At 72.8% G+C, this 19219-nt stretch carries 12 protein-coding genes; 6 read left to right on the plus strand and 6 right to left on the minus strand.

Features of this window, described 5'->3' with window-relative positions:
* The first annotated feature begins 210 nt into the window (after positions 1 to 210).
* The 3 genes from WMF14_RS14110 to WMF14_RS14120 all read left to right on the plus strand — a co-directional run bounded on the left by WMF14_RS14110 (position 211) and on the right by WMF14_RS14120 (position 6453).
* The gene (locus WMF14_RS14110) at positions 211 to 3738 is read left to right on the plus strand and encodes a sigma 54-interacting transcriptional regulator (protein ID WP_437801465.1); all 3528 of its coding nucleotides are present in this window, start codon (positions 211 to 213) and stop codon (positions 3736 to 3738) included.
* Positions 3739 to 3742: 4 nt separating this feature from the next.
* Positions 3743 to 4117: a hypothetical protein gene (locus WMF14_RS14115; protein ID WP_437801466.1), complete on the plus strand. Its 375-nt coding sequence runs from the start codon at positions 3743 to 3745 to the stop codon at positions 4115 to 4117.
* Between the two features lie 119 nt (positions 4118 to 4236).
* Positions 4237 to 6453 (plus strand): ATP-binding protein, encoded by a 2217-nt coding sequence (locus tag WMF14_RS14120; protein WP_437801467.1) that lies wholly within the window; start codon positions 4237 to 4239, stop codon positions 6451 to 6453.
* 73 nt (positions 6454 to 6526) lie between these two features.
* Here the strand turns inward: WMF14_RS14120 and WMF14_RS14125 are convergent, their stop codons facing one another.
* Positions 6527 to 7609: an L-erythro-3,5-diaminohexanoate dehydrogenase gene (locus tag WMF14_RS14125; protein ID WP_437801468.1), complete on the minus strand. Its 1083-nt coding sequence runs from the start codon at positions 7607 to 7609 to the stop codon at positions 6527 to 6529.
* Between the two features lie 362 nt (positions 7610 to 7971).
* Between WMF14_RS14125 and WMF14_RS14130 the strand changes: the two genes are divergently transcribed.
* Positions 7972 to 8901 (plus strand): DUF4388 domain-containing protein, encoded by a 930-nt coding sequence (locus WMF14_RS14130; RefSeq protein WP_272103306.1) that lies wholly within the window; start codon positions 7972 to 7974, stop codon positions 8899 to 8901.
* Positions 8902 to 9068: 167 nt separating this feature from the next.
* Here the strand turns inward: WMF14_RS14130 and hisD are convergent, their stop codons facing one another.
* Positions 9069 to 10451, minus strand: a complete 1383-nt coding sequence (gene hisD, locus WMF14_RS14135; protein WP_437801469.1) for a histidinol dehydrogenase — start codon at positions 10449 to 10451, stop codon at positions 9069 to 9071.
* A 194-nt stretch (positions 10452 to 10645) separates the two neighbouring features.
* Here hisD and WMF14_RS14140 point away from each other — a divergent pair, with 194 nt between their 5' ends.
* Positions 10646 to 11638 (plus strand): hypothetical protein, encoded by a 993-nt coding sequence (locus WMF14_RS14140; protein WP_437801470.1) that lies wholly within the window; start codon positions 10646 to 10648, stop codon positions 11636 to 11638.
* Positions 11639 to 11652: 14 nt separating this feature from the next.
* On the opposite strand, the gene WMF14_RS14145 is transcribed toward WMF14_RS14140, so the two are convergent.
* Both WMF14_RS14145 and WMF14_RS14150 read right to left on the minus strand, forming a co-directional pair.
* Positions 11653 to 13581 carry a protein kinase domain-containing protein gene (locus WMF14_RS14145; RefSeq protein ID WP_437801471.1) on the minus strand — a complete coding sequence of 643 codons (1929 nt, stop codon included), beginning with the start codon at positions 13579 to 13581 and terminating at the stop codon, positions 11653 to 11655.
* 57 nt (positions 13582 to 13638) lie between these two features.
* On the minus strand, positions 13639 to 14223 hold the full coding sequence (locus WMF14_RS14150) for an SMI1/KNR4 family protein (protein WP_437592624.1): 585 nt from the start codon (positions 14221 to 14223) through the stop codon (positions 13639 to 13641).
* Between the two features lie 147 nt (positions 14224 to 14370).
* On the opposite strand from WMF14_RS14150, the gene WMF14_RS14155 reads away from it, so the two are divergent.
* A complete protein-coding gene (locus WMF14_RS14155) occupies positions 14371 to 15186 on the plus strand; it encodes a uracil phosphoribosyltransferase (RefSeq protein ID WP_272103314.1) in 816 nt (271 codons plus the stop codon).
* A gap of 64 nt (positions 15187 to 15250) precedes the next feature.
* On the opposite strand, the gene WMF14_RS14160 is transcribed toward WMF14_RS14155, so the two are convergent.
* Both WMF14_RS14160 and WMF14_RS14165 read right to left on the minus strand, forming a co-directional pair.
* Positions 15251 to 16330 (minus strand): hypothetical protein, encoded by a 1080-nt coding sequence (locus WMF14_RS14160; protein ID WP_437801472.1) that lies wholly within the window; start codon positions 16328 to 16330, stop codon positions 15251 to 15253.
* 10 nt (positions 16331 to 16340) lie between these two features.
* On the minus strand, positions 16341 to 19178 hold the full coding sequence (locus WMF14_RS14165) for a protein kinase domain-containing protein (protein WP_437801473.1): 2838 nt from the start codon (positions 19176 to 19178) through the stop codon (positions 16341 to 16343).
* Between the last annotated feature and the right edge of the window lie 41 nt (positions 19179 to 19219).

Genomic DNA, 19219 nt, shown 5'->3' on the forward strand with positions numbered 1-19219 from the left:
ATGCGAGGTCCGGCGGAGAGGTACGCTTTTGTTGCCTTGGGATCCGTTGCCGCAGCCTGCGTTCCTTCCGTCATCACGAGCGACTCCGGGGGGTTCCGGGCGCTCGATGAGCGCGTCCGTGATGCCGCGTCGCGTGGGGTGCTCCACGTCCATGGACAGCGGCCGGTCCTGGACGCGGTTTGTTCCCACCTCGCGCGCCGCGCTCGAGGTGTGGGACGCTCGCTGATCTCGGCCGCGCACGCCGCGGATCGGGATCCCTGGCGCGATCTCGCGCTTCGCTGCGCCGTCACCTCTGCCGATCCGGCCGCGGCCGCGCAGGGCATCAGCGCCGCCGCGCAAGGCGCGATCCTGCTGGTCGCCGAGCGAGAGGCCACCAGCTGGGGGAGCCTTGTGCTGGACGAGGTCACGCGCCTCATCGCGGAGGGGTCGTGCTCCGCGCTGGTCATCGTGTGCAGCGACGCCGCGATGCGGCCCTGGACGAGCGCGCTCACGATCGACGGCATCGCGTCGCCGGACGATTTGCACCGCTTCTGGGAGGCGTTCGCGGCGGACGCGGAGCGCCGGGTCGTCGCGAAGATCGAGCGGCTCGACGCGCTGGAGGGCTGGTGCTCCGCGGTGCTGGCCGCGCCGCCCGAGCAGCGCGCCGCGCGGCAGCCGCCGAGCCGCGAGTCCGCGCGCCTGCTGGATCGGCTCGCGCTGAGCCAGCGGCCCTGGCCGTCCGCGCAGCTCCGCCAGCTCGCGGCGCGGCGCGCGCAGCCCGGGCCGGGGGACGCGGCGTGCCAGGGGGCCGCCCAGGAGCTCGCCGCCCTCGGCCTGATCGAGGTCGACGATCGAGGGTGGGTCGCCGCGCCGCGCGCGGTCGTCGATCCGGCCGACGTCGACCCCGAGGATGTGCTCGCGATCGCGGAGGCGCTCGAGGAGCAGTCGTCCGATCCGTGGAGCCTCTCGCGCGCGAGCGAGCTCCTCGCTTCGCTGGGCCAGGACCAGCGGGCCGAGGCCGCGGCGATGCTCGCGATCTCCTCGGTCGGCGAGCCGTCGGCGCGCGCCGACTTCTGGCAGCGCTGGGCCCGGACGATGCGGACGCTCTCCGGCGAGAGCGCCGCGTCGGGCGAGCGGCTGCTCCGCGCGGCGCAGCTCGCGCTCCGGCTCGGCGACATCGAGTTCGCCATCGACTTCTCGTCCGCGGCCCAGCGCGAGCGGGAGACGTTCGCCGCGCTGCTCGTCCGGGGCCGCGCGACGAGCGCGCGCGGCGACCTGACGACCGCCGCGATGGTGCTCTCGCGGGCGCTGTCGCTCGCCGCCACGCCCGAGGAGCGGGCGCGCGGCGCCGTGGAGATGGCGGAGCTCTGCTGCAAGACGGGCGACCTCGCGGCGGCCAAGGCGCGCGCGGAGGAAGGGCTCGCCGGCGCGGGGGAGATCGCGACGCGCCTCCAGGCGCGCAACATCCTCGGCAAGCTGCTCCTCGCGCAGCAGGCCTGGGCCGAGGCGGAGCTGCACTTCGCGGCCGACGCCTGGGAGGCGGCGTGCGCGGGCGAGCACGTGAGCGAGCTGCGCGCCCGGCTGAACCGCGCCATCTCGCTGCTCTCCAGCGGCCGGCTCGACGAGGCGCGCACGATGCTCGCCGGCGTGCTCGAGGAAGGCGAGCGGCGGGGCGAGCGCGCGGCGAGCGGCTATGCGCTCACGAACCTCGCGGTCATCGCCCACCTGAAGCACGAGTACCCGGAGGCCTTGCGCCTCTTCGAGCGCGCGATCGAGATCTTCCGGAGGATCGGCGACAAGGTCGCGCTCGTGAACCTCATCACGAACCTCGCGGAGATCCGGCTGCAGCTCGGGATGATCGAGGAGGCCGAGCAGGCGCTCGCGTTCGCGCGGAAGGCCTGCGGCCATGTCGTCCCTGGCGTTCGCGTGACGCACGTCGCCTACGTCGCGGCGCAGATCCACTTCGAGTGCCGGCGCACGGTGGACGCCTGGTCCGAGCTCACGGCCGCCTTCGCCTGCGGCGCCGGCTCGAAGCTCGGCGAGTGCTACGCGACCGCCGCGCGCATCGCGCTGCACGACGGCGACCTCCTGCAGGCCGGTCAGATGATCCAGCGGGCGCGCGCCGAGGCGACCTCCGACCGGCACCGCGCCGAGGTCGCGCTCCTCGAGGCGATGTGCTCCCGCGCCGCCGGCGCGCCGTTCGGGCAGATCGCCGCGGAGGCGCTCGCGCTGTCGCGCCGGGCCCACAGCCACGAGTGCGCCCTGGAGGCGCACGTGCTGCTTCACCACGCCTCGTCCGCCGGGGACCGTGTGTCGCGCGCCCTCGAGGACGAGCCCACGGCGGCGCGCTCGCACCTCGAGGCGGCGATCGTCCTCCGCGATCGCATCGCCGCGTCGCTCCCGCCCGAGATCGCCCGCAAGTTCCTCTCGCGCCGGAGCTTCGCCGAGCTCGCCCGGCTGGAGGCGTGCGCGCGCAGCGCCGCCGAGGCGGAGCCGAGGGGCTGCGAGCTCTGCGGCTCCAGCGCGTGCGCCGGGTGCGCCAGGGGAGCCGCCCGCGCGCCGAGGCCGGCGAGCGTGGTCCCCGCGATCAAGCGGATGGTCGGGACGACGCCCGCGCTGCTCAGCCTCATCCACCAGATCGAGAAGGTCGGGGCGAGCGACGCGACCGTGTTGATCCATGGCGAGAGCGGCACCGGGAAGGAGCTCGTCGCCGAGGCGATCCACGAGGTGAGCGCGCGGCGCGCGGGCCCGCTGATCAAGGTCAACTGCGCCGCCCTCGTCGAGACGCTGCTGCTGTCGGAGCTGTTCGGCCACGAGAAGGGGTCGTTCACCGGCGCGGCGTCGCGCCGTCGCGGGCGCTTCGAGCTCGCCGAGGGGGGAACGCTCTTCCTCGACGAGATCGGGGACATCTCGCCGCGCACGCAGGTCGCGCTGCTCCGCGTCCTGCAGGACAAGACCTTCGAGCGGGTCGGGGGTGTCACGCCGCTGCGCGCCAACGTGCGGATCCTCTGCGCGACCCACCGCGACCTGCGTGCGATGGTTGCCCGGGGCGAGTTCCGGGAAGATCTCTATTACCGGCTCCGGCAGGTCGTCCTCGAGGTCCCCGCGCTGCGCCACCGGCCGCGGGATCTGCCCGCGATCGCGGCAGCGATCCTGGAGAGGATCGGCGGCGAGCGCGGCGTGGCGCCGAAGCGCCTCTCCAGCCGGGCCGTCGAGGCGCTCTCGCGGCACTCCTGGCCGGGGAACGTGCGCGAGCTCGAGAACGCCCTGCGCGCCGCGGCGATCTTCGCGGACGGCCAGGTGATCGATCTCGAGGATTTCACGACGAACGTCGAAGGGCTGCGGGAGCTCGACGCCGCGGAGCTGGCGAGCGCTCCGATGACACCGAGGGCTGGCATGCACCCTGCTTTCGACTCGTCGAAAGAGTCGTTGAGAGACTCGTCGAAAGAGTCGTCCCGAGAGTTGCCCAGAGAGCCGACCAGCGGCCCACGCTCGTCGGCGCCAGAGCAGGCGACGTCGGTGTCACATTCCCCGTCGACGCCTGCGGATCGCACGCCGCTGGAGCTCGCGTACGCTCAGGTCCGCGGAGGGGTCAGCCTCAGCGACATGAAGCGCGAGATCGAGCGCGAGTGCATTGCTAGGGCGCTCGACGAAAGTCGTGGGAACATCACACGCGCCGCCGTGCTCCTGGGCATGAAGCGCCCACGGCTTTCCCAGCTTGTGAAGCAGTATGGCTTTGGCGGGACTTCGGAGGATTGAAGTGATGCGAGGTTGCTGGACGAGTTGGCTGTCGGGGGGCTTCGCGGCGCCCCTGCTGCTGGCGGGCTGCGCGATCACGTCCGCAGAGCACGAGGAGCAGAGCGTGGAAGCGTGGGGCGATCTCGACCCGATGATCTCCGAAGAGGCGTCCGGATCGAGCGACGGCGCGGAGGGCGACGTCGTCGTACCCGTCACCGATTTCGTCACGCCTGCGTCGCTCCGGCCGCGCGACGTCGCGCCCGCGTCGAGCGATGACGGCGCGCCCACGACGATCGAGGCTCGGTCGCAGGGGCGCTGCAACCCGGACCCGCTCCCGTGGAACCCCAGCGGCGCGGACAGACGCGACAGCGCTCCCTCCGAGAGCGACGGGACGCGCTGAGCCGCGCGCCCGGGCGGCCTGAGCGCGCCCGCGCCTCGGCGCGCGTCTTGCTGTCGCCGCGCGCCGCTCCCCGGCGCGTTTTGCGGTCGCCGCGCGGCTCGCCGCGGTAGCCTTCGCGCGTGGCGCCGCTCGGGATCGATCTCCGCACACGGACGACCCTTGTCTGCGGGGCCCTCGCCCTCGCCATCGCGGCGTCGACGCTGCTGCGGGGCCGCGTCCGCCGCGTCCACCTCTTCTTCGCCGCGTTCGCCGCCGACGTCGGGCTCTGGTACCTCTCGCAGTCGCTCTTCGGCTTCTTCCAGGCCTCGATCTGGGAGCGCTTCACGGCGATCCTCGCCGTGCTGCTCCCGCAGTTCGCGCTGCAGCTCTTCGAGGCGATGATCCCCCATGACCCGGATCGGCGCTCGCGGCTGCTCCGGTTCGCGGGGGTGCTCGTCATCCCGCTGTTCATCCTCGTGCTGGTGAGCCGGGAGCCGGGCTCGTGGCTCGACTGGCTCACGCGCGGCTGCATTTTCCTCTACGTCTTCGCGCTGCTCACCGCGGGGCTGTACACGCTCGGCCAGCGCGGCAAGCAGAGCTCCTCGCGCGCGACGCAGCGGCGCGTGCGGTTCCTCGTGGTGATCGGCGCGCTCGCCGGGCTCGCCAGCGTCGCCGACTTCGCCTGGTTCCTCGGCGCGGAGCCGCCGCCCGTCGGCGCGGCGCTCTCGATCGTGTTCCTGTTCGTCCTCGCCCAGGCCCTGCGCCACGAGCGCCTGCTCGACGCCTACGAGATGCTCGCGCGCCTGCTCGTCGCCACGGCGGTCGCGTTCCTGATCGCGCTGATCTTCTATCTCCTGCTCACGTTCATCGGCGGCTTCAACACGATGTACCTGAACGCGGTGCTCGCCGCGATCGTCATCCTGGTGCTGTTCGACCCGCTGCGGGAGCGCGTCGAGGAGCAGCTCCAGCGCCTCTTCCTGCGGGAGCGGTTCGATCTCGATCGCTCGCTCGCGGAGGCCCGGCGGCGCCTCGTGCACACGCTCGAGGTGGACGAGATGGGCTCGATCGTGATGAGCGCGCTCGAGCAGTCGCGCCGCGTCACGGCGGCCGCGCTCTACCTGCGCGACCAGGACGGGACGGGCTTCGACAGGCTCGCCTCGCTCGGGCCGCGGGTCCCCGAGCGGATCGAGGTGGCGACCGCGAGGGCGCTGCTCGATCGCCTCGACCGGGGGCCGCTCGCGATGGAGGAGCTGGAGCGCGAGGCCCGCGAGCGGCGAGCGCGCCGCAGCCAGAGCGACGCGGACGACGACGGCAACTTCGCGCGGCGGACGGAGGTGCGGCCCCAGGTCCCCGAGGACGCGGTGCTCGCGGCGGCCGAGGTGCTCGGCAGCCTCTGCTCGGGCGTGGTGCTTTGCGCGCGCGACGAGCAAGGCGAGCCCATCGGGCTCCTGGTCGTGGCGGACACGCGCGTGCGCGACGCGTTCTCGCCCGAGGAGCTGACCCTGCTCGAGACGCTCGCCGCGCAGATCGGCGTCGTCCTGGAGAACTCGCGGCTCTACGCGCAGATGAAGGAGCGAGACCGGCTCGCGCTCCTCGGCCAGATGGCGGCCGGGCTCGCGCACGAGATCAGGAACCCGCTCGGCGCGATCAAGGGGGCGGCGCAGCTGCTCGCCGATCCCGTGCCGGAGGCGCAGATCGACGCGGCGTCGCGCGAGTTCCTCGGGATCATCCTCGAGGAGGTCGACCGGCTCGATCGCGTCGTGGGCTCGGTGCTCGATCTCGCGCGGCCGGCGCAGGGCTCGGTCGTCCCGACCGACGTGAACGCGATCGTGCGCCGCACCCTGCAGGTGCTCTCGATCGAGCGCAGGAACGACCAGCTCGAGGTCGAGGTCACGCTGGATCCTGGTCTCCCCCGCGTCGCCATCGATCCAGAGCAGCTGCGGCAGGTGCTGATGAACCTGTTCCGCAACGCCGTCCAGGCCATGAAGGGCCGGGGCAAGGTGGTGATCTCGACGCGCGTCCGCTTCGGCCGCGGCACGCGGCCCGGCTCGGGCTCGGATGAGCCGTTCGTCGAGCTCAACGTCACCGACAACGGCCCCGGGATCTCCCAGAAGGTGCTCGCGAACATCTTCCTGCCGTTCTTCACGACGAAGGACAAGGGGACCGGGCTCGGCCTGTCCATCAGCCAGCGCATCGCGCAGAGCGCCGGCGGCCGCATCGAGGTCCGGTCGTACGAGGGGAAGGGGAGCACCTTCGCCGTGATCCTCCCCGCCGCCGTCGACAAGCTGGGCGCGCCGCAGCCGTCGCCCGCGGCGCTGGCGCCTGCCGAGCCGGCCCCTCAGGAGCGGCCCGGCTGAGTCCGGTGCGCCCGTGGAGCGCCCGCGGCGTCCGGGCGCATGCGCGCTGCGCGCGTTGCGTCGAGCGGCGCGCTCAGCCGTAGCGCGAGGTCATGAGCCGCTCCAGCGCGACGTGCTCGCGCACGAGCTCGAGCGTGTGCTCGGCGTGTCCGTGGGCGTAGCCGTTGCCGATGTAGAGGTCCACGTCCTTGCCGATCCCCTCGGCCCCCAGGGCGGCGGCGGTGAAGCTCGTGCTCATCGCGAAGAAGTACGTCTTGCCGCGATCGCGCGTGGCGACGATCGCGCTGAGCTCCACGCCCGGGACGTTCACGCACGAGAGCGTGAGGTCGGCGCCCGCGTCGCCGGTGAACGGCAGCACGGCGTCGCGCACGGCGAGGGGGTCGCGCGCGTCGAGGACCGCGACGTGGTCGCAGATCGCGAGCGAGCGCAGGTCGGCGGCGAGCTCCGGCGACGCCTCGATCCCGATGACGCGCCCGGCGCGGCCGACGCAGCGCCGCGCCTCGGCCGCGCACAGGAGGCCCGATTTTCCGCCTGCGCCGAGCACCACCACGCTGTCGCGCGGGCCGGCGAGGCGCGCCACCTGAGGCGCCGCGCCGGCGACGTCGAGCAGCGCGAGGGCGAGCCGCTCGGGCATGTCGGTCGGCATCCGGGCGAGCGGCGCCGACCCGAAGAGGATCGCGGTGCCCTCGACGTCGATCTGCGCGGACGCGGGCCGCACGGCGATGATCCGGCGGAGCGAGAGCGGCGTGAGCGACAGCGACGCGAGCGTCGCGATGCGATCGCCGACGGCGACGCCGCGGTGCTCGGCGAGCGAGCCGACCCGGCGCACGACGCCGAGCAGCATGCCGCCCGAGCCGGTGACCGGGTTGTGCTGCTTGCCCCGGCGCGCCACCGTATCGAGGACGAGCCGCGCCACGCCGTCCGGGCTGCCGCCGGACGCCTCCTCCATCTGGCGGAAGCTCGCGGCGTCGATGTTCAGCGTCTGCACATCGACGACGATCTCGGTCTCGAAGTGGCGCGAGGCGTCGGCGTCCAGCCGCTCCGCCGGCTGCGGCATCGCCCCCGGTGGATCGAGCACGCGGTGCGTGCCCAGCGGATCGCCTGCGGGAAGGGTGGGTCGCGTCGCTGCGGAGCTCACGCCGAGGCCGTTCAACATGCCGGGCTCGAAAGCAAGGGCAATGAGCCGAGCGGCCGCAGGATTCCTCGCTGAGGCGGCCCGGCGCTCCGCCCAGGGCCCGGAGGCCCCGAAAACCGTCGGTGCCGACCGTTTCGACGGAGCCAATCGCCCTCTTTCCCTCAAATTGGATACACTCGCGTGCGCCGAGTACGTTGGCCCTTACCCCCGCGGCGCGCCTCTGTGGCGGCCGAGGGAGGGGGGCCGGCGCGTTGCGTCAGGATCGGACGAGCCGACTCATTTGAAAGAACGGACCGGATCTCTTGACCACCTTTGCTCGGTGAAACTAAGCTTTGCCCCCTGCTGGCGCTCTCGTAAGCGCACGAAGGTTTTTACTCCCTGCGATGGATAACCACGCTCCCAAGGTGTCGGCAACGCGGCAACTAGCGTTGCGCTTCATCTCCGGGAAGTACCAAGGCGGCGAATTCCCCCTCGGGGAGCAGCAGGAGATCGTCGTGGGTCGCTCCAGCGACCTCGACATGGTCCTCGTCGAGGACATGGTCTCCCGGCGCCATGCCCGGATTGCCTGCACCGAACAGTCGATTGTGATCGAGGATCTCGGCTCGACGAACGGAACGTTCGTCAACGGCGAGAAGATCAAGAAGACGACCCTGAAGGAGGGCGATCGTGTGCTCATCGGCACCAGCATCCTCAAGGTCGTCTCCACCGACCCAGGCGCGCCACCGGCGCGGAAACGGATGGACGAGCCATCGTTGAGGAGCGGTCAGACCCGGTCGATGTCCGGGTCGATCGACGAGATCCCGCTCCCGGATCTGCTGCAGCTCTTCGGCACGTCGAAGAAGAGCGGCGTCCTCGTGGTCCGCTCCGACGACGACGTCGGCAAGATCTACCTGCGCAAGGGCATCGTGACCTTTGCGACCATCAACGATCTGACCGACGTCCCGCCGCTGAAGAGCGTCTACCGGATCCTCACCTGGGCCGGCGGGACGTTCGACCTCGAGGCGGCCGAGGAGCGGGTCATGACCGGCGAGATCAGCGCGACGGTGCAGGAGCTCCTCATGGAGGGGCTCCGGCAGATCGACGAGCTGAACAACATCCGCCACCAGCTGCCGGACCTGTCGGCGCGCCTGGTCATCCCCCAGCCGCTCAAGCCGCAGCTCCGCGATCTCTCGCCCGTCGATCTCGACGTCCTCCAGGTCGTCTACAACCACGGGCACCTCGCGATGGTCCTCAACAAGAGCCCCGCGACGGATCTGGAGACCGCGCAGTCCGTGTTGAAGATGATCAACGCGGGCTACCTCCGCGCCGAGTGAGCCGGGCGGGAGCGCACGGTGTCGCGAGGCCGCGCGATGCGGCCTAGCGCGCCGGTGCGCGCGGCTCTCGGCTGAACCGAGATCGATAGGTCAGGGGAGAGCGGTGAGGAGCGCGTCCTCGCGCGCCGCGCTCCCGAAGGCGCGGCGCGCAGGGCGGCAGCGTGGTGTCAGGACTGCGACGTGCCGCGCTTCGCGGGGTCGATCGCCTTGCTCGCGAGGCGGAGCGACACGGCGCGGGCGTGCGCCTGCAGGCCCTCGGCCAGGGCCAGCTTCTCGATGATCGGGCCTTGCGTCCGGAGCGCCGCGCCCGAGTACCGGATGAGGCTCGCGCGCGTCACGAAGTCGTAGACCCCGAGCGGCGCGCCGAAGCGGGCCGAGCCGCCGGTCGGGAGGACGTGGGACGGCCCCGCGAGGTAGTCGCCCGCGGCGACCGGGGTGAGGTCGCCGAGCAGCGCGGCGCCGAGCGTGCCGATCTCCGAGAACAACCCCTCGGCGTCGGCGACGTGGAAGGCCACGTGCTCGACCGCGAGCTGATCGGCGATCTCGGCGAGGCGAGCGCGCGAGCCGACGACCAGCGCCGCCGCGTGCGTCGAGAGCGACGCCTCCACGATCGCGCGCCGCGTGAGCTCGGGGAGCGCCGCGTCGAGCTCGCGCGCGACCGCCTCCGCCAGCTTCGCCGAGGTCGTCGCGAGGAGGGCGTAGGACGCCTCGTCGTGCTCGGCCTGCGAGAGGAGATCGGCGGCGACGAGCCGGGGATCCGCGGATTCGTCGGCGAGCGCGAGGATCTCGCTCGGCCCGGTGATGCCGTCGATCGACACGTCCCCGAAGACCAGCTTCTTCGCGCAGGCGACGTACGCGTTGCCGGGCCCCACGATCTTGTCGACCGGCGCGAGCTCCGGGAGCCCGTAGGCCAAGGCCGCGATCGCCTGCGCGCCGCCCGAGTCGAGCAGGGTCGTCACGCCGGAGAGGTGCGCCGCGGCGAGCGTGGCGTCGTCGGCCGACGGGCTCGCGAGGACGATCTCCCGCACGCCGGCGATGCGCGCGGGGAGGGCCGACATGAGCACGCTGGAGGGGTAGCGGGCCTTGCCGCCCGGCGCATAGACGCCGACGCGGCGCAGGGGGCGCACGCGCATGCCCAGCAGCACGCCCTCCTCCTCGTAGCTGAAGCCGGCCTGCAGGGCGGGCCCGTTCGCCGTCACGCTCGCAGGGCCGAGATCGCCCGCGTCGCGCTGCCGCTCATGGTAACGCGCGATCCTGGCCGCCGCGGTCTCGAGCGCGGCGCGGACCTCCGGCGGGAGCCTCGCGAGCGCCTCGGCCCCGCCGAAGCCGCCCTCCGCCTCCGGGCCTGCGTGGCGGACGAGCGCCTTCGACGTCCTCCGCTCGAACTTCTCGATGTAGCCGAGCACGGCGGACGTGCCCCCGCGCCGCACGTTGTCGATGATCTCGGTCACGGCCGGCGTGACGTTCGCGAGGTCGCCCGTGCCGCGGGTGCGCAGGGCTGACAGGGTGGACTCGAACTGAGGCGAACCTTCGATGTAGATGGGCAGCATGGCTTGATATGGACCGGCGCGGTGGAATCTCCGCGTGGACGGCGACACCCCGTACCACACCACCCCGGCCGCCGGTACGTCGGCCGCGCGGTCGACAGCGCCACGCGCGCTGCAGCCGAAGCAGCGCATCGCGGCGGCTGCAGCGAGTCGCTCCCCGAGTTCCCCGGCCTGAGCGGATCGAGTAGGGTCGCCCGATGCGGTCCGGCTCGTTTGGTCTCGCCTCCGCCGCGCTCTCGGTCGTGCTCCTCGCGCTGGCGCCTGCCGTGCTCGTCGGTTGCCCGGAGAACTCCTGCTTCCTCAAGATCTGCCAGGGCAGCAGCTGCCGCTGCTCGATCTCGTCGTGCAGCGACGGCGCCGGCTTCGACACGAAGCAGAACCGCTGCCGATGCCTGAAGGGCTACCTCTCGATCGCGGGCCAGTGCCTCACGCCCCAGGCGGCGAACGCCTACTGCGGCGTGGGCCGCCACTACGAGGCAGGCGGCTGCGCTCCCGATCGCTGCCGGCCCGGGGACGAGATCGACCAGAGCACGGGTTACTGCGTGTCGCGCGAGCAGGTGGCGACCAACATCGGCGTCGCGGTCGGCGCCGGGCAGAAGCTCGGGTGCCCGCCCGGCCAGGAGCTCATCGTCGACGGTCCGACCGCCGCGTGCGTCCCGCTCTCGCAGACCTGCGCGCGCGACGAGGTCTGGACCGGCCAGGCTTGCGCGAAGGTAGGGCGCTGCCCAACGGGCTCGATGTGGGATCCCGCGCTCGCCCAGTGCGTCCAGTACGCGCAGGGCTCGGGTGAGAGCGGGCTCACGGTGAACGTCGGGCAGTGGGCGTCGGCGAACTACGGGCCCGACGGGGGCATGGGTACGAGCGGCTTCTGCGGCGCTTTCGCGAAGAAGCCGTACAGCTTCGGGATCGTCGAGGGGGCCTCGGCCTACGTCCGCGCCACGGTGATGATGTCCTTCCCGGAGGGCGAGATCGCCCGCGGCGTCGTGCAGGCGGTGACGGTGTTCGATGCGAGCGGGAACCCGGTGCCGCCGCGCGGCGCCGCGGAGGTCGATGCGGCGGCGCGCAACATCTTCGGCACGCTCGTCCTGGGTGGCGGGCGCGCGAGCGCGCCGACGTCGTCGACCACCGTCCGGTGCGCGGTCATCCACGCCGGAAAGCCGCAGCCGGTCCCCGCCGTCGGTGGACTCTAGCGAGGCGTGCCGCGCTACGGCCGCGACAGCGTGCTCACGACGCGCGTGGCGGGGAGGGCGCTGAGGCCGACGCAGCTGACGACCTTGCCGCGCTCCACCACGAAGTTGCTCGTGGAGGGCTCGATCTTCGCGAACTCGACGCTCAGCCGGGCCCCGTCGAAGCTCGCGCGCAGGGGGCGGCCCTCCACCGCGCTGCGGACGTCCTGGCAGGTGCCCCGGGAGCGGGCCGGATCGAAATTGCGCGACTCGGGGGCGATGAAGCGGAGCCGGTCCTCGACGGCGAACACCGCGGTCTCTCCGGGGATCTCGCGCAGCGAGAAGCGGGCCTCGCCCTCGGCATAGTCCTGCGGCGCGAACTGCTCCGGGCGGCGGACCCGGAACTCGAGCGACTCGCCGGCAAGGACGGCCTCGAGCTCGCGCCCGTTGCCGACCCACAGCCCGGTCAGGGTCGCGAGCGGCGACGGCTGCGGCTGCTCCGCGCTCGCCGCCGGGGTGGTGCTGCTCGCGCTGGCCGCCGGGCGCTGCTCCCTCGACGAGACGGCCCGCCGGCGACCGTCCCGCGGCCTGTCGAGCACGCCCAGCCCGAGCAGCGCGGCGGCCCCGCCGAACATCACGAGCGCCCCGGCGCCGATCGCGAGCCACGAGCCGCGCGCGCGCGGCGACCCCGCGGGCCCGCTGGCCAGCGCGGCGCCCGACGGCGACCGCAGCCCGTCGCGGACCTCGTCGACCGTCGTGGCCGCGGGCGGCGGCGGGCGGCTCGACGCGCCGAGCGGCGCAGCGGTCGTGGCCGGCGCAGGGTGGGCGATCGCGTCGAGCGCGGCGAGCAGCTCCTCGCAGCTGGCAAAGCGATCCGCCCGCTCCTTGGCGCACGCCTTCTGGAGGAAGGCGTCGAGCGCCGGAGGAACATCGTGACGCACGGCGCTGACCAGGGGGAGCGGCACCTCCGCGTGCTGCCGCATGATCTCGATGTCGCTCTCGGCGTCGAACGGCACCTGCCCCACCAGCATCTCGTAGAGCACGACGCCCAGCGCGTAGATGTCCACCCGCTTGTCGAGCTCGCGGCGCCCGAGGACCTGCTCCGGCGACATGTAATAGAGCGAGCCGATGATCCCCTTGGTCAGCCCGCGCCCCGCGAGCGCGTCCGCCTCGGCCTTGGCGATGCCGAAGTCGGTGACCTTCGCGACGCCGTCCTTGCCGCGGATGAGCACGTTCGCCGGCTTGAGGTCGCGGTGGATCACCCCCTCGCGGTGCGCGGCCGCGATGCCGGAGGCGATCTGCCGGAAGATCGAGAGCGCCTCGGGCAGGGGCATCCGCCGGTGCTCCTCGGCGTACCTGGCGAGCGTCTGCTCGAGGCTCTCGCCGTCGATGTACTGCATGACGAGCCAGAGGTCGTCTCGCTCCGCCACAACCGCCTTCAGGTGGACGACGTTCGGGTGATCGATCTGCGCAAGCGCGCGGCCCTCGGCGAGCGTCCGCGCGCGCACGTCCGGCCGGTGCCCGAGCTCCTGGCGCACCGCCTTCAGCACCACGTGCAGGCCGGTGTGGACGTCCCGAGCGAGGTAGACGACGCCCATGCCCCCCTCGCCGAGCACCCGCTCGACGACGTACTTCTGATCGACGAGCGTCCCCGCCGGCAGGTGGCCGCCCGGCGCGCGCCGCGGCAGCGATCCCGCCATCGGCGCCGGGACGACATGCGGCGCGCGGACGTCCGCCGCCGGCCCGTTTGCGCTGCCGGCCGCGAGGTTGGCCCTGTGCGCCGGATCCTCGGGCAGCAGCGCGCCCAGCAGCGGCTGCCCAGGGACGGTCGTCCGCGCGCCGGGCGCAGGAGGCGCAGAGATCGCCGCGCCGCCGCCCGCCTCCTTCGCGGCCAGCGACGCGCCACACGCGACACAGAACCGGGCGGAGCCCGGGTTCTCCGCGTTGCATACGAGGCACCTGGCCATGGCGCGATCAGCTCGATCCGCGGCGCGCCCGGCGAGCAGCGCGCCGTGGACGCTACGTCAGGTCCAGTGGCCCGCGCGGAGGGCCGCGGAGTCGATGGTCTTGATCTTGGGCGCGAGCGCCTCGCGGAAGATGGCCTCGTCGTCGTCGTCGAGGCCGCTCTCTCCGAAGCCGGACGCGACCTCCATCGAGGTAGCGAGGATGCGCAGGAACTGCTGGAAGCTCGACGCACAGAGCTCCGGCTTGAGCGACTCGGTCCCCGTCATACAGGTGAACACGGGGCAGTCCCCCTCGGCGTCGAGCTTCGAGATGTCGAGGAAATAGGGATCTCCCAGCAGGGCGCTGCGGGCGATGAGGATCCAGCTCTTGCGCCAGCCCGGGAGGGAGCTGTCGCCGCCGTTCGCTTGCTGCTCGGCCGCGAGCTTCTCGGAGGGAATGAGGCGTACACGCTCGACCGGAGTCACCGTCTCGACGTCGAGCGGGTCGGCCTCCTGCAGGAAAGCGCGGTACCTCGCGGGCACCCGCAGCGTCTTGCGCAGCTCTTCCACCGCCGCTGGAGCCGCCTTTCCGAACCTCGCAGGGATGCCTCTTCGGACAAAGGCATCCTTGAGCGCCGTAACCGACTCGGCAAGGTCGCTATCCACCGAACATCCCTTCCTTTGCAAGTCCACCGGGACAGCCCGCTGGGCGGGCGCCCTCATCGCTTCGAAACCACTCCGCTCCCGGGGAGAGCACCGGCGCGCACCCGGAGGAATACCCCGCGCCGGGCCAGGTAGTGTAACAGAAAAACGATGGTCGACGTTGCGTACGCTGAGAGTCGATTCCGGCCCCCCGAAATCGCCCATCGGTACGGTCCGGGTGTGCACCTGCTCGATGACCCGCTCGCATGGACTCTGCTGGCTCGAGCCTGCTCCCCGGAGACGGTCCAGCCCGACGTCGGGCGTCTCGTCGGGGTTCTCTACCAGAACCTGGCGCGCGCCGTCCTCGCCGCCGAGCTGGGGCGCGCGCGTGTCGATGTCCCGACCCGGATGATCTCGTCCCACCCGGAGGCGGTCTATCGCGGCACCGCGCTTTCGCGCGCGACCAAGGCCGTCACCGTGGGCATCGCGCGCGCCGGGACGATGCCATCCCAGGTCGTCTACGAGCTCTTGAACGAGGTCCTCGACCCGGCGCTGGTGCGGCAGGATCACCTGTTCATGAGCCGGCAGACGAACGAGCAGGGCGAGGTCGTCGGCGCGACCTGGCACGACGCCAAGATCGGCCGCGACGTCGACGGGCGCCACGTGCTCTTCCCCGACCCGATGGGCGCCACCGGTTCGTCCATGGTCAGCGCCATGACGTACTACAAGACCGCGCTCGAGGGGCGGCCGGCCAAGTGCATCGCCATGCACCTCATCGTCACGCCCGAGTACATCCGCCGCGTCACCGAGGCTCACCCGGACGCCATCATCTACGCGCTCCGGCTCGATCGCGGCCTCTCGCCGGCGCGCGTCCTCAAGACCGAGCCAGGCACGCACTGGGACGAGGAGCGCGGACTGAACGGCATCCAGTACATCGTCCCGGGCGCCGGCGGCGTCGGCGAGATCCTCAACAACGCCTGGCTGTGAGCGCGCGGGCGTCGCCGCGGCGGCGCGACGCCGCGGCAGGCGCGGCCACCTCGCACGCCCGCCGTCAGCGGCCGCGCTTCGAGCGGCGGTTGTGGCCGGCGGCGAGCGCGCGGTAGTCGATCTCCGCGTGCGGCCGGCTCACGGCGGGGCGCAGATCGCTGCAGAGCCGCGTGAGCTCCGCGACCATCGCGCCGAGATCGCTCGCGCCCGCGGCCCTGCGCTGCGCGAGCTCGCCGTAGGCGGCCGCGAGGGACGCGATGCCCCTGCCGGAGACGTGCCCGCGGCGCGACAGATCGACGTAGCTCCGCGCGAGCGCGACGCTGTCGAAATTGTGGGCGACGACCAGCGACTGCGCGACGCGGAGCACGGCGTGCGCCGCGATCCGGCCGTCCTCGTGGAGCACGAACGCCGCCTGCAGGTAGTTGTAGAAGGGGACGACCCGGTCGCCGAAGATCCTGAAATCCGAGGGCGAAGACTGGCGGTCGAGGTGGATCAGGATGCGCTCGACGACGGGGCCCTTCTCGACGTAGCTCGCGAACCGGATCGCATCGAGGATGGTGTCGTCGTAGGCGTGCCCGAGCCGCATCACCTCGCCCAGCTCCAGCGGGGTGACCCGGCCCTCGCAGACGTCCGCGTACAGCGAGTAGACGAACGCGTCGGCCTCCGCGTCGTCCCCGAGCAGCACCTCGCGGATCAGCGCGCCGCTCGGATCGCGCTGATCCGAGAGCTCGCAGCGCCGCTGGAGCAGCGCGGGCAGCTTGTAGCCGAGCTGCCCGCGCAGCGCGCGGAAGCGCAGCCGGAGGATGTTCTGCAGGTTGGGCTTCAGCGTGAGCGACGCCCAGCGCGCGCCGTCGAGCCGCAGCTTCTGCTCGATGCGGGAGCGGAGCTGCTCCGGGCTGCCCGACAGGATGTGGGTCTCGACGCCCGCGCGGCCGAGCTCGCGCAAGAGCGACCCCGCGCCCGGCACGGTGCGCTTCTGATCCGGCCGCTCGATCGCGGTCCGCACGAGGTCGCGCAGCGTGTCGAAGTCGGTCCGCAGGTAGGTCTTGTCGAGGTCCCACCGCGCGATGAACGGCGCGCGCGGCGGTGACGCCGCTGCGTTCGCCGGCGCTCGGGGCCCTCGCGGTCGTTCCTCGTCGTTCACCGTCTCTCGCTCAGCGCGCCATCCACTCGCGCCGCATCTTGTCGAGCGACTGCACCACGTCGCTGTCGGCGCCCTGCCGGGCGAGGTCCATCGCCTCGCGGAGGTACATCGACGCCTCGCCCGTGCGCTCGCGCTGGTGCGCCACGTGCGCGAGCGCGCCCAGGACGAGCGCGCGATCCGGCCCGCCTGGGCCGGCGAGGTCGAGCGCCTCGCGCAGCACGCCGTCGGCGTCGGTCAGGTCGCCGGCGCGCGCGAGCGCCTCGCCGAGCTTCCGGCTGAAGATCAGGACGGCGCGCACCGGATCGTCGAGCTCGCCCCGGAAGATCTCCCGCCGCGCCAGATCGAGGCCGCGGCGCAGCGCGAGCACGCTGCCGGCGCTGTCCCCGCGCGCGGCGGAGCGGTCCGCCGCCTGCTCGAGGAGCATCAGCGCGACGAACGCGTTCTGCGCGTGGTAGGCGTGGATCGCCTGCACCTCGAGCGGCAGCGCGAGCGGGTCGCCCGCGCTGTCGAACGTCGCCTTGGCGTGGAGATCGCGCCGGACGCCGGCCGGGATCGTCGCGAGCGTCACGTCGCGGAGCAGCGGGTGCGCCGTGCGGATGCCGCTCGAGTGCTCCTCGATCATGCCCGCCGCCGCGAGCTTGCCGAGCAGGTCGTCGAAGGCGCGGATGTCCGGGAGCAGGCGCTGCAGGGTGGCCCGGTCCGCCGCGTCGCCGATGACGGCGAGCGCCTGCAGCGTGCGGCGCGCGTCCTGCGGCATCCGCTCGATCCGCGCGGCGACGAGGTCGGCCATCCGCGCGGGCGGATCGCTGCCCCCCTCGAGCGTGTAGCGGACCAGCTGGTCGATGTAGAGCGGCGGCACCGTCGCGGCCTCGCCGCCGAGGACGGCCGGCGTCGCCGCGCTCGGCGGCAGAGCCAGCGGGGTTTGATCGGCGGCGCCGTCCGACGGAGCGCGCCGCGGCGACAGCCGCAGGCCGCCCACGCTCGGCGGCGTCTTGCGGGCGGCGCGGTGGTCGAGGCCCACGCTGCCGCGGAGGAGCGAGAGCGCGGTGTCCTTCGGGAGGCCGCCGAGCGCCCGCACGGCGCCGCCCCACTCGGGCTCGAAGCCCGGGGTGTGGCTGGCGACGATGAGCAGCGCCGCGAGCGGCGGCTCCGCGATCACGTCGGCGAACGCGTTCCGGCTCGCGCCGTCGACGGCGTGAAGATCGTCGATCGCGAGCAGGACCCGGTGCGGGAACGCTGTCTGCTGCGCGCGAGAGAGCGCCCAGCGCAGGGCCTCCGCGGCGATGAAGCGGCGATCGTCGGGCGACAGGCCCCCCGCCGTCGGCTTGTTCCACGCGTGCCTGCGCACGTCGCCCCCGCGATCGCCCTTGCCGAAGATCTCGAGCAGCCCGCGCCGCGCCTCCGGCGTCGCGCCGTTCCAGTTCGACGCGTTACCGCCGTCGGGCGGGAGCTCGGCGAGCCCGGCGATCGCCCAGCGGAGCGCGTAGTAGCCGACCTCCGCGCCCCACGGGTCCGGGCCGGTCTGGATGACGATGTCGCCCCGGCTCGCGGCGACGTCGAGGAACTCGCGGAGGAGCCGGGTCTTGCCGACGCCGTGCTCGCCGACGATGCGCGCGGCGACGACCGAGCCCTCGACGTCGGCGAGGCAGGTGTCGAGCCACGCGAGGTCGTCCTCGCGCGCCGCGAACGGAAGCGGGAGCGTGGGGGCCGAGGGGGCGCGATCGCGCCGGGCGGCCTGGGGCGCTGCGCGCGGCGCAGGGGCGGGCGAGTGGGCCTGCGCGATCCTGGCGCCGCACTCGCCGCAGAACTTCTGGCCGCGCGGCACGATGGCCCGGCACGAGCCGCAGATGACCGTCGCGTCGGCGAACGAGAAGCGCCCCGAGGGCGTGTCGAACGTCCCGAGCGCCGCGCGCAGCGCCGCCGCGAACTCGTCCGCGGACTGGTAGCGCCGCGCCGCGTCCTTCTCGAGCGCCCGCAGCGTGACCTCGACGAGCGGCTCGGGGATCTCACGCTCCGGCGCGAGCAGGGCGGGATCGGGCGGCGGCAAGGAGAGGTGCATCAGCACCACCTGCGTCGGCGATTCCGCCTCGAACGGGAGCCGGCCCGTGAGCAGCTGGAACAGGATGACGCCGCACGCGTAGAGGTCGCTCCGCGCGTCGATCGGATCGCCCCGCCCCTGCTCCGGGGCCATGTAGTCCGGGGTCCCGCAGACGATGCCGGGGCTCGTGATGTTCGACGTCGCGACCTCCCCCTTCAGCTTCGCGAGGCCGAAGTCGACGACCTTCACGAAGTCGCCGCCCGAGCGCATCGGCTCGAGCACGATGTTCTCGGGCTTGAGATCGCGGTGGATGATGCCGAGGTGGTGCGCCTCGGCGAGCGCCGCGAGCACCTGGCAGAGGATGTCGACGATGCGGCGGAACGGGAGCGGACCGTCCTCGTAGACGACGCGGGCGAGGTCGCGCCCGCGCAGGAACTCCATGACGAGGTAGAGCTGCCCGCCGTTCTTACCGAAGTCGATGACCCCGACCGAGTTCGGGTGGTTGAGGCGGCTCGCGGCGCGCGCCTCGGTGATGAACCGGACCGACGCGCTCTCGTCGCCGAGCAGGTGGGGATGGATGATCTTGACGGCCACGGTGCGCCCCAGGGCCTTCTGCTCGGCCCTGTACACGCGGCCCATGCCGCCCACCCCGACGAGCTCCAGGATCACGTAGTTGCCCGGGAGCGTCGTCCCGATCAGCGGATCGTCGGACGTCCGGTTGAACTCCGAGATCGGGAAGCCGCACACCGGGCAGAATTTGTGCGCCTGCTCGCACGGATTCGCGCATTGCGGGCAGACCACTGTGGACACGCGCGGGACCTTACCACGTTCGGGATAGCGATTGGAGTCGA

The organism is Sorangium sp. So ce693 (assembly GCF_051521375.1).
Taxonomy (GTDB): domain Bacteria; phylum Myxococcota_A; class Polyangia; order Polyangiales; family Polyangiaceae; genus Sorangium; species Sorangium atrum.

Bases quoted from the DNA above. Each gene is read 5' to 3' on its own strand.
- WMF14_RS14115 (WP_437801466.1), top strand. From the start codon at position 3,743: ATGCGAGGTTGCTGGACGAGTTGGCTGTCGGGGGGCTTCGCGGCGCCC.
- WMF14_RS14125 (WP_437801468.1), bottom strand. From the start codon at position 7,609: ATGTTGAACGGCCTCGGCGTGAGCTCCGCAGCGACGCGACCCACCCTT.
- WMF14_RS14130 (WP_272103306.1), top strand. From the start codon at position 7,972: ATGGATAACCACGCTCCCAAGGTGTCGGCAACGCGGCAACTAGCGTTG.
- hisD (WP_437801469.1), bottom strand. From the start codon at position 10,451: ATGCTGCCCATCTACATCGAAGGTTCGCCTCAGTTCGAGTCCACCCTG.
- WMF14_RS14140 (WP_437801470.1), top strand. From the start codon at position 10,646: ATGCGGTCCGGCTCGTTTGGTCTCGCCTCCGCCGCGCTCTCGGTCGTG.
- WMF14_RS14145 (WP_437801471.1), bottom strand. From the start codon at position 13,581: ATGGCCAGGTGCCTCGTATGCAACGCGGAGAACCCGGGCTCCGCCCGG.
- WMF14_RS14155 (WP_272103314.1), top strand. From the start codon at position 14,371: ATGGTCGACGTTGCGTACGCTGAGAGTCGATTCCGGCCCCCCGAAATC.